At 59.1% G+C, this 10,964-nt stretch carries 8 protein-coding genes and 1 pseudogene; 2 read left to right on the top strand and 7 right to left on the bottom strand.

Features of this window, described 5'->3' with window-relative positions:
- Positions 1-10 precede the first annotated feature (10 nt).
- The 5 genes from LY631_RS17615 to LY631_RS17635 all read right to left on the bottom strand — a co-directional run bounded on the left by LY631_RS17615 (position 11) and on the right by LY631_RS17635 (position 4,594).
- Positions 11-763, bottom strand: a complete 753-nt coding sequence (locus LY631_RS17615) for an amino acid ABC transporter ATP-binding protein (protein WP_274426899.1) — start codon at positions 761-763, stop codon at positions 11-13.
- Positions 756-2,267: an argininosuccinate lyase gene (gene argH, locus LY631_RS17620; RefSeq protein ID WP_274426900.1), complete on the bottom strand. Its 1,512-nt coding sequence runs from the start codon at positions 2,265-2,267 to the stop codon at positions 756-758. Before argH ends, LY631_RS17615 begins: the two co-directional genes overlap by 8 nt.
- A 17-nt stretch (positions 2,268-2,284) precedes the next feature.
- Positions 2,285-3,001, bottom strand: coding sequence for an amino acid ABC transporter permease (locus LY631_RS17625; RefSeq protein ID WP_274426901.1), 717 nt, complete (start codon positions 2,999-3,001; stop codon positions 2,285-2,287).
- 10 nt (positions 3,002-3,011) lie between these two features.
- Positions 3,012-3,680 carry an amino acid ABC transporter permease gene (locus tag LY631_RS17630; RefSeq protein WP_274426902.1) on the bottom strand — a complete coding sequence of 223 codons (669 nt, stop codon included), beginning with the start codon at positions 3,678-3,680 and terminating at the stop codon, positions 3,012-3,014.
- A 65-nt stretch (positions 3,681-3,745) separates the two neighbouring features.
- Positions 3,746-4,594: a transporter substrate-binding domain-containing protein gene (locus LY631_RS17635; protein ID WP_274426903.1), complete on the bottom strand. Its 849-nt coding sequence runs from the start codon at positions 4,592-4,594 to the stop codon at positions 3,746-3,748.
- Positions 4,595-4,815: 221 nt separating this feature from the next.
- Here LY631_RS17635 and LY631_RS17640 point away from each other — a divergent pair, with 221 nt between their 5' ends.
- The gene (locus LY631_RS17640) at positions 4,816-5,736 is read left to right on the top strand and encodes a LysR substrate-binding domain-containing protein (protein ID WP_274426904.1); all 921 of its coding nucleotides are present in this window, start codon (positions 4,816-4,818) and stop codon (positions 5,734-5,736) included.
- Between the two features lie 169 nt (positions 5,737-5,905).
- Here the strand turns inward: LY631_RS17640 and LY631_RS17645 are convergent, their stop codons facing one another.
- Positions 5,906-7,108: an AlbA family DNA-binding domain-containing protein gene (locus LY631_RS17645; protein WP_274426905.1), complete on the bottom strand. Its 1,203-nt coding sequence runs from the start codon at positions 7,106-7,108 to the stop codon at positions 5,906-5,908.
- An 80-nt stretch (positions 7,109-7,188) separates the two neighbouring features.
- Between LY631_RS17645 and LY631_RS17650 the strand changes: the two are divergent.
- Positions 7,189-8,207: pseudogene (locus LY631_RS17650) on the top strand (DUF4238 domain-containing protein).
- 442 nt (positions 8,208-8,649) lie between these two features.
- Here LY631_RS17650 and ilvD read toward each other — a convergent pair.
- Complete coding sequence (gene ilvD / locus LY631_RS17655) at positions 8,650-10,485, bottom strand: dihydroxy-acid dehydratase (protein WP_274426906.1); 1,836 nt, start codon at positions 10,483-10,485, stop codon at positions 8,650-8,652.
- Positions 10,486-10,964 lie beyond the last annotated feature (479 nt).

Genomic DNA, 10,964 nt, shown 5'->3' on the forward strand with positions numbered 1-10,964 from the left:
GCTTTCCTCCTTAGAAGATCATCTCCAGGAAGGCCTTCGTCCGGTCTTCCCGAGGGGACGTAAAGATGACTTCCGGCGGTCCGATCTCCACAATCCTGCCCTTGTCCATGAAAACAACCCGGTCGGCCACCTCGCGGGCGAAGCCCATCTCGTGGGTCACGACCACCATGGTCATGCCCTCCCGAGCCAGTTCCTTCATCACCGCGAGCACCTCGCCAATGGTTTCCGGATCGAGTGCCGATGTCGGCTCATCGAAGAGAATGGCCTCGGGTTTCATCGCCAGCGCCCTGACGATCGCGACGCGTTGCTGCTGGCCGCCGGAGAGGGCGGCCGGAAAATCGTTCGCCTTGTGCGCTAAGCCGACCCGCTCAAGCATTTCCATGGCGCGCTCTTCTGTTTCGGCGCGAGTTCCAACCCTTGCGCGCACCGGGGCGAGACAGATGTTGCTCATGACCGTCATGTGGGGGAACAGCGAATAGTCCTGGAACACCATCCCGATTCGCCGCCTGGCCACCTGCCAGTCACGCCTTGTCGAAATTGGCATTCCGTCGATAGTGACGCGACCCCCATCAACCCTCTCCAAGCCGTTGAGGCAGCGGATGAATGTTGATTTGCCCGAACCACTCGGACCGATGACGACCACGACCTCGCCCCGCGACACGTCTGCGTCGACGCCATCGAGCGCGCGCATGTTGCCGTACTTTTTGACAACGCCGCGGACCGATATGACAGGTCCCTCTGCTGTTGCCGGACTGTTAGGCATCCTCCTGCCTCGCTAATTCATTGAAGTCGGCGACAAGGACGGCATTGCTCTCCTCGACCTGCCGCTTTCGCCGAGCGAGGACCGCAGCGTCCTCCCTGAGGTTGGCTTCGAGGTCGTCCGCCATAGTTGCGATATCGGCAGCGGAAGGGCCGCCGGACCCCGTTTTCGCTTCCATTGTCTTGATCGGGTCGAGCGCTGCCTTGAGGATTGGTTCGGGCAGCCCAATCTTGCGTCCGACGGTTTCCGACGCAGCGCGGTCCAGAAGGTCGCCGGTAATCTGGTCCGCCTTCAACTCCTCGGCTATCGCAATTCGAACGACCCTGCCGACGAGGTGATGGGCTTCACGGAAGGACATTTCCGTTTCCCGGACCAGCGTGTCGGCCAGATCTGTCACCGTGGAAAAGTTGCCTCTGACAAGCTCCAGCATGCGCTCCTCGGCAGGCTCGGCTCGCTCTGCCACTAGCGTCGCGACCGGAACCATCGCTACGACTTCCTCGAATGCATCCCAGGTCCAGCGCATGCCTTCCATGTTGCCGTCCTGGGCGTGGCTGTAGGGAACTGCCTTATAGGCACTGAGCGCCGTCACCAGCGCTCCCGTCATCGCTGCGACCCTACCCTTCAGGATCTCCAGCGCAGCCATGTTCTTCTTCTGCGGCATGATGCTGGAAGTGATTGCCACGCTGTCGGGCAACGAGAGCGTGCCGAACTCGTAGGTCGTCATCACATAGAAATCTTGAGCCATCCGACCGATGGTCTGCGACAGCAGCGTGCAGGACGAGAGGAGTTCTATGATCGTGTCGCGCGTCGCGATGGCATCCTGCGCGTGATACGCGACGCCATCGAAGCCGAGTGCGAGTGCCGTCATCTTCCGGTCTATGGGAAAGGAAGTTCCGGCAATTGCGGCTGCGCCGAGAGGACACTTGTTGATGCGCGTGTAGCAGTCCGCGATACGTTGGTAGTCCCGCTCAATGCCGTGGGCCACACCAAGTAGGTAATAGCCGAAGGTGATCGGCTGGGCGGGCTGGAGGTGCGTGTAACCGGGCGCTATCACCGAGGTGTAAGTCCTGCCCTGCCTCACGAGCGCCGATCTTAGATCGAGCAGGTCTGCCATAACCTGGAGCGCGACCTTGCGCGCACGCATTCTGTCCAACGTGGCTTTGAGGTCGTTGCGGCTGCGGCCGATGTGGACCCGGCCGCCGACGTCCGGCCCCACCGTCTCGATGAGCCTAGCCTCGTAGTTGAAGTAGCTGTCCTCAAGTGCTGGGTTGAGCGTGAACGACGACGGGCCGCCAGCCTGCAGGTCTATGACGGCCCGTGCCAGCTTGCTTGCCGCGTTGCGGTCGATAATCCCCTTCTTCGTGAGCATTAGCACGTGCGCCATGTTGATCTCGGTGATCAGCGGCAGGTGCACAGGGAACGTTCGTTCGAGGGCAGGGGCCATCAGGTTGTTCTGGATTTCGGGAGCCATCGCTTCCTTAAGAAAGCCGCTAACCTTGGACTCCATTTCGAACCTCATTTTCATCAGATGCTTTCGTTGGCAGCCTGCGGGATGGCAGCTTTGCGGCCGCCACGGCGGGACTGCCGTTCACTAAGACTTGTCTCGAGCCTTTTGGTCAGAGCGCTGAGCGATGCGCAGATCACGAAATAGACGAGGAGCACGAAGCCGTAGACAAGGAAGGCGGGGCTGTAGCCCGTCATCATCGTCGTGCGCTCGACGATGATCTGCGACGTGCGGAAGAATTCCATCGCCCCGACCATGGAAGCCAGCGAAGTGGCTTGGATGAGTAGGCTAAAAAGGCCAGTGAAGGGCGGGATGATAGGAAGAAGCGCCTGCGGCGCGAGCACATACCACATGACTTCCCACGGCTTCAGTCCCAGCGCGACTGCGCTTCGCTCCTGGTGGAGGGGGACCGAGTTGAACCCGCTGCGCACGATCTCCGCACCGTTGGCCCCACCCCAAAGGGAAAAGCTGATGGTGGCGGCACCGAACGGATCAAGGGAGATCCCGATCAGGGGCGCGCCGAAGTAAACAAAGAGCACGTTGACGATCAGCGGGATGTCCCGGAAGAACTCGACGTATGCCATGCTCGTGGCCCGCAGCACGCCGGAGCGGGCAACGCCCATGAGCCCGAAGGCAACGGAGATCACGGTTGAGCCGAGCAGGGTGACTATCGCAAGCTGCAGTGTGTGCCACAGGCCTGTCAGGAGGAGGGGAAAATTTTCAATGATGAGCTGCATCGGCTTCTCCCTATGGCCTGAACGGCTTTTGGAGGACATTCTCGAGCCGGCGAACCGCAATGGACAGCGCCAACACAAGGACGAGGTACATGACGCCGATGGCTGCAAACATCTCCAGTGTCCTGAATTCTAGCGAAACCTTGTCCATGGCGACGAAGGTCAATTCGGCAAGGCCGATTGCCTGGAGGTACGCCGAGTTTTTCAGGACGGACACGGAAGTATTGAGCATTGACGGCAAGCTAACGCGGACACCCAGCGGCACGGCGACGAGCCAGAGATAGTGGAGCGGCCCGAAGGCCAGCGAATCCGCGGCTTCATGCAGTCCCTTCGAAATCGAGAGGAAACCTCCCCTGACATTCTCGACGTTGTAAGCCCCGCCCCACAGCGACAGCGCAAACACGCCCGCCCAGAAAGACGAGATGGGCAATCCAACGGACGCCAGTCCGTAAAAAATGAAAAAGATCTGCGGTAGGAGTGGCGTCGATCGGATGAAATGCACATACGCGCCGACCACCTGCGAAAGAACTGGGACCTTGAGCAGTCTCACGGCAGCGCCCGCAATGCCGATGAGCGACGCGATTGCGATGCTAATGACGCTGACCCGGACCGTCACCATAAAACCGTCGAATAGGACGGGCAGGTTCTCGACAATGTATACGAAGCTGAAGGCGTAATTCATCGTGAATTCCGGCAGGAGGCTCGTGGCCCGGCAGTTAGCCGGGCCATACTACGGAGTACGCTGTCTTATTCGACGACTGGGGCCTTGGACGGATCCCAGAGTTCGATCCGCGCCTCGACAAGGTCGGGTTCCTCATATTCCTCAACCCACTCAGCAATCACGCCGTCGGCACGGACCTTCTCGAGCGCCGCATTCACATACTCCCGCCATTTGTCCTCGCCCTTGCGCAATCCGATGCCGCGGTACCCAATCATGTATCTGTCGTCGAGCATCCGGACTTGGTCGTTGTTCCTGTCGATAGCGATTTGCACCGCGAGGTCATGGGCATATGCCGCTGCCCTTCCTTGGCCGAGAGTCTGCAGAGCATCGGACACGGAATCGAGCTTCATTAGAGCGATCTCGGGGTGGTTCTCCTCGAACCAGGGAATCTGCCACGCCCCTTTGAGCAACACCACGGTTTCCCCATCGAGGTCCGCGATCGACTGAATGTCGCTGTCTTCCTTCACCAACAATGAACTGGCGCTCCACGTATAGGGGTCGGAGAAGTCGATGACTTCCTTGCGCTCGTCGCTGATGCCTAGAGTGGCAATCAGCATGTCAACCTTTCCACCGACGAGGGCGGGCACCCTGTTGGCCGAAGTCACGCACATCAGCTCGGCGTCTTCTTTGTCGCCGAACGCGTACTCGGCGATCTGCTTGGCGAGCGAGACTTCTAGGCCGACAGGGTTACCGGAGGTATCGAGGTATCCGTCCGGCGGGTAATCGCACTTTACGCCGACGCTCAGGACGCCCTTCTGCTCAATGGATTCGGGAAGCGGCGGCAAATCTTGCCCCGCCGCCATTCCGGGGTATGCAGCTGCGCTGATAAGACCCGCGGAAAGAACTGCCATCGCTCGTATCGTGGAACTGGTCATTTCTGTATCTCCCATTTCAAGGTACCCGACCTGTTATCGCCCGTTCACGATGAGGTCTGGTCCGGGAACATCCCTACCTCCGACTGGTGGGCTGAGCTTTTTGAACCAGGTTCGTTGCTTCTGCCTTCCAGCCGATGCCCTGCAGCAGAGAAGCTTGGCCCCCTTAAGTCAAATTATTTTTCGTGCTTTGCATATAATCTGATATTATATTAGGAAGGGCCATGATCAGTTGGCGGCAAATCGAGGCTTTCCGTGCGGTTATGCTTACTAGAAGCATGACAGATGCGGCTCACATGCTATCAGTCACCCAGCCGGCAGTGAGCCGCCTGATTCAAGAATTTGAGTTCGAGGCTGGATTTTCCCTTTTCTCGCGCCGTAAGGGAGGGTTGCTGCCGAGTACCGAAGCTTCGCGATTGTTCGAGGAGGTACAGCGCAGCTTCAAGGGACGTGACAACATAGAAAGCGCGATCACGCGGATACGCAACAGACAGGAGGGGGTGCTCCGTGTTGCCGCGATGCCTGCCATGACGCCTTGGTTCCTGCCCAAAATCATCAAGCATTTGCTCGACCAACACGATGGACTGGCCATTTCCCTTCAGACCCACAACTCGCCCACGGTCGCGGATCTGGTGCGGGACCGCAGTTATGATGTCGGCTTCGCTATGACACCGGTTGATACCCCCGGGCTGGAGGTCGGGGAGGTTCAGCGAGCGAGATGCGTCTGTGTGCTCCCGAAAGATCATCGACTGGTGAGGCACTCAGTCATTGACCTGCATGACCTCGAAGGTGAGTCGTTCATATCGCTTGCCGAAGGCACGACGACACGAATGAAGATCGACGCGGCTTTCACTGCCGCCAACGTCAGGCGCAGGCTCGTTCTGGAGACACGCACTTCAGCTACGGTTTGCGGCATGGTCTTGCATGGCCTCGGCGTGGGCATCATCGAGCCCTTTAGCGCGATAAGCTTCGCCGAGCGTGGCGGAATCGTTAGGCCTCTTCTCCAGGAAATCGACTTCAGTTTCGTCAGGATTCTTTCGCCTGGCGCGCATCGGCCTGCGGCCCTGACCAATTTCCTCGAACTGGTAGACCGTTATGCCGAACCCCACCTCGCCCCACCGGACGTGCTGACCACGGGTAAGTGATGTGGCAGCACTAGCGGACTCAACGGTTTGAGGCCGGTCCAGTCGTTCCCGGCACGCCTCATTACGACCGCAGTGCGCCGCATAGCGGCCGTAGCGCCCGCATAAGCCGGTTCCAGAAAGCAGCCATTTGGGCGGTCAGTCATCATTTGCGAGGCGGTAAAATCGGTGATCAATTCTGACCGATCCACACCCCCGCTTCATTGAAATTGGCCAAGAAGTCAGCAGCGCTTGCAACGCCCACAGCATTGAACAAGGCGTCGATTGCAGGCGCGATGGCAGCACGATAACTGGCATCAGTTCCGAAGTCGGCGATCACCTGCATGGGTAGCACCAGCGTGGGGCGGTCTATCGGGTGTTGAAAATCTAGTCCCAACGGATTGTTGTTGATCCCAAGATGGGACCCCTCGACTCCGGCAACTGTTATCGAGACTCCGAAGGGCGGCGGCACGTTCAGCGCTTGCAGTGCGCGTACGTACTGTGGGAGTCGCTGATAAATCGGCTCTACAAAGCTCCGCATGGGAATCCGCATACCTAGCTGAGGGTGATCCGCCACGACTCGCACCTTGGTCGCCTCTACGACCCCGTTCCGGAAGACCTGTGTGTAGCCGTGCGGGATATCTGCTGGGCGGACCACCATGAAACCGTCAAAATTGATCCGCGAGTTGCCAGTTGCCCCGAATGGTTGGAGGAGATTCGCCACCTCCATAGCGGCCGCGACATCAACCTGTGTGCCGCCCGCGAATGCCGCGAAAGGGAGAATGTGAAGTACGAGACGGCCTTCGGTTCCGTCGCCAACGGCGAGCCTCACAACCCCTTCGTTATCCGCAATCTTCTGCACCCGCCCGGCAACGTAAGCCGTCATCCTTTCACGCATGTCTGCACCGTTCGCAAAGGCCGCTCGCAGTTCCTCAACACTCGCTTCATGCGCTCCGGCTGAAGATCGCAGATAGAATCGATTGGTGTTCTGGAAACTCACTCGATGGGGCGGATTCCAACTTCGCGGCACACGCAAGATATAGACGAAACCGCCTCCACCGATCGGCACCGCGCGCGTCTGTAGACCTACAATTCGCGGCTCCAGACCAGTGCGCGCCATCTGCTCAAGGCGCTGGAGGGTCACGTCGGGATCGCCAACTATCGGCGAAATCGCGTTCGCTGCGCCTTGAAGTTCATCGACGCCGATAAGAAGCTGTCCGCCGGCCGAATTGGCGAATGCCGATAAATCCTTTAGGAATTCCTTCTTGTCGGCGTCCGCGTTGCCGTACATGTCGCGCTTGAACTCGACGCCGAGTCCTTCGTGCTGCTCGTCCGCCAAAAGTTGCTGGATATCTGCCTCTGCGACTTCTTGCAAAATTGGCTTAAAGATAGACATAGAGGTCCGCGTCCCAAGACTCGCATTACACTGGACTGCCATGCCAATGTTGGCAACCCAGCGCAGTGAAGGTCTCTTGCATGGCGGAAGCCCACAATCATCACTTCGTGCCGCAGGGTTATCTACGTTCGTTCGCGGAGGGCGTCGGCCGTCAAGCGCGCATCGTTGCCGTCGATCGAGTAGAGCGTAAGGTCTTTCGCACCAAGGTGCGCAATATCGGTGCCGCTCGCGATTTCAACCGAGTGGATATCGACGGCGTTGACCCAAATGCTCTCGAAGCTGCCTTCGCCGAATTCGAGGGCCCGGCGGCGGCTCCTTACGACGCATGCAGGATTCCGGATCGTTTGCGGTCGAAGAGGACCGTACTCTCGTCCTGAATCTTGTCGCGCTTCTTGCAGCCCGCAACCCTCGTCTGCGTGGCCGGATGGGAGACTTCCTTGCCGGAGTGGCGAAGAAGATGGCGCGCATGATGGTGGCGTCCAGGGAGAGATGGGAGGGGATCGACCGTAGCGCCCGAAGAGCGTCGGACAAGGCGCGCCACCGGCCAGAGATCAGCTACGAGGACATGCGCGAATTTATCATATCCGACCGATACGAGGTTGTCCCGGATCAGACCTTCCAAATCAGTCTGGAAATGCAGATGGTTGATACCACTCTGCAGACACTTATGCCTCGAAAATGGAGCCTTCTCGTCGCGGACAACAGCGCCGGAGATTTCGTAACGTCGGATCACCCCGTCTGCCTCTTGGATGTGTCAGGCAAGTCTTCGGGCGGAATCTACGGCGTCGGCTTTGGAATGAGCCAGACAGCAGTGCTTTTTCCCGTCTCGCGGAAATTGATGTTGTCTGGCCAGTTCGAGGGAAAAGATGGAGTGCGCAAAGCCAGCGCGATCGACGTGGCGCAATTGAACTTGCAGATCATTCAGCGGGCAGGACGTCAGGTGTACGCGTACGATGACACCTTCGCCTATTTTCGATGGGGCAAGCTTGCCAAAGATTCGGAGTTGATCGGCGACCCTCTTTTCTTGGAACGTGCGCCCGCCGGGTGGAAGTCCGACAATGCACGACCGAATCGCGCGGAGAGAGAGCGCAACACGTAAGCCAAAACTCCTGATCCTCGGGCAACTCGGCACCTCAACACGAGCGTCGATTTTAGCCGATCTTTCGCCAGTAGCAGTCAGTCCGCTCCCGGTCCCACATTTGTTGTTGTCGCAGAAATCCTAATCCTGCGACAACGGGGGGTGGCAACTTTCGACCCCAAATAAGCTGTTCCCAATCGACCCTGCGAAACCTAGAAGCCGCCAATCGGCCAACTGGTCATCCGGCAAGCAATAACTCATAGCCGAAGCTACAGTCCTACTCTCTGCCGGCCTCGCTCGATCTACCGACAGCAATCCTTGGCACACCTATAGCGGCCAGATCGTCGACAACGACCACGAAAGCGGCTTCGACGCACAGCTCACGTTAGTATTTTGAGGCGTGCGGCGAGCACAGGTGATGCTTTCGACTAGCTAATGTGCGGCGCGCGTCCTGCCGAACAAATCACTCCGGCAGAATGCGCACCGCTCCCTTGTCAGCAGACGCAGCAAACGTGGCATAAGCCTTCAGCGCCTTGGTCACATTGCGCTTGCGGGGGCCCGCGGGCTTCCAGCCAAGCTTGTCCTGTTCGGCGCGGCGGGCAGCCAACTCCTCATTCGAGATAGCAAGATTGATTGTCCGGTTGGGAATATCGATCTCGATGGTATCCCCATTGCGCACCAGGCCGATTGCTCCGCCCTGTGCCGCTTCGGGCGAGACATGGCCGATAGAGAGCCCCGAGGTGCCGCCCGAGAACCGCCCGTCCGTGATCAGCGCGCAGGCTTTGCCGAGCCCACGTGACTTCAGATAGCTGGTCGGGTAAAGCATCTCCTGCATTCCCGGTCCGCCCTTCGGGCCCTCGTAGCGGATCACCACCACGTCGCCCTCCTTGACCTCTCTGCCAAGAATGCCCTTCACCGCGGCGTCCTGGCTTTCATAGACCACTGCCGGCCCGGTAAATTTCAGGATGGATTCATCCACGCCTGCCGTCTTCACTATGCAGCCATCCAGCGCAACATTTCCCTTGAGCACTGCCAGCCCACCATCCTCCGAGAACGGATGCTGGACCGAACGGATCACGCCCTTTTCGCGATCAAGATCGAGCTCTTCCCAGCGGGCATCCTGGCTGAAGGCGGTTTGGGTCGGAATACCGCCCGGAGCGGCCCTGTAAAAGTCGCGCACGCTTTCGCTTTCCGTGCGGTCGATGGCCCACCGGTCAATCGCCTCGCCCAGTGTGGCGGTGTGGACCGTCGGCGTGTCGCGGTGGATCAAACCCCCTTCGTCCAATTGACCAAGGATGGCCATGATGCCTCCGGCGCGATGGACATCCTCCATATGCACGTCCTGCTTGGCCGGCGCGACCTTTGAGAGGCAAGGCACCTTGCGCGACAGCGCGTCGATGTCATGCATGGTGAAGTCGATCCCGCCCTCATGCGCGGCGGCAAGGATGTGCAGCACCGTATTGGTGGATCCGCCCATGGCGATGTCGAGCGACATGGCGTTTTCGAATGCCTGCTTGCTCGCCACGTTGCGCGGCAGAACCGAAGCGTCGTCCTGCTCGTAATAGCGCTGTGCGGCGTCCACGATGAGATGGCCTGCCTCGACGAACAATCGCTTGCGGTCCGCGTGGGTGGCGAGCGTCGATCCGTTGCCCGGCAGCGAAAGGCCAAGAGCCTCGGTCAGGCAGTTCATCGAATTCGCCGTGAACATGCCCGAGCAGGAGCCGCAGGTCGGGCAGGCCGAGCGCTCGATGGCCGACACGTCTGCATCCGAGACATTCTCGTCAGCAGCAGCGACCATGGCATCCACCAGATCCAGCGCCTTGGTCTTGCCATTCACGACAACCTTGCCGGCCTCCATGGGCCCGCCCGAAACGAAGACGGTGGGAATGTTCAGCCGCATCGCCGCGTTGAGCATGCCAGGCGTGATCTTGTCACAGTTTGAGATGCAGACCATGGCATCGGCGCAATGGGCATTGACCATATATTCGACGCTATCCGCGATGATCTCGCGCGACGGCAGCGAATAGAGCATACCATCGTGCCCCATCGCGATGCCGTCATCCACCGCGATTGTGTTGAATTCCTTCGCAATGCCGCCTGCACCCTCGATCTCGTGCGCGACGAGCTGGCCGAGGTCCTTCAGATGGACGTGACCTGGAACAAACTGGGTAAAGGAATTGACCACGGCAATGATGGGCTTGCCGAAGTCGCCATCCTTGACCCCTGTTGCGCGCCAGAGGCCACGGGCCCCGGCCATGTTGCGGCCGTGAGTAGTTGTTCTTGAGCGATACGCGGGCATTTGGCTGTCGTCTTTCACTTGGTCATGTAGCTCTGATCCGAACAGGATTACCGGATCTGTGTAGCCGAATTCCTGAACTCTTGAAATGCATTCAATCTGAATGGCCGCATTCTGAGAGAGTGACCGGGAGACATATGCGCAATAGAACCTTGTGGCCGTGCGCAAGGATGGGGTGCTAGCGACCTCGTTACGGCCTCGGGTAACGATCGAGCACCGCACCAAATCATCTGACCCGATCAAAACCGCGACCACCGTGGGCGGTGCCCAGTCAAATCCAGACCAAATTGATCAGTACCCGTTTGCATCAACGGACGGCAGCCAACGGGAACTCGACTTAGTTCCTTGAACGGTAAACATGGGGCGTAGAGCTGAAACCGCTGGCTTTAGATGCATGACCGCTTCCGCTGGGCATCCGACCAAAAGCTGCCTGTCAACTCTCCACCCCAAACGAGCCGGTGCGTTGAGCGAAACGCATAAGA

Source organism: Chelativorans sp. YIM 93263 (assembly GCF_028767125.1).
Taxonomy (GTDB): Bacteria; Pseudomonadota; Alphaproteobacteria; order Rhizobiales; family Rhizobiaceae; genus Chelativorans.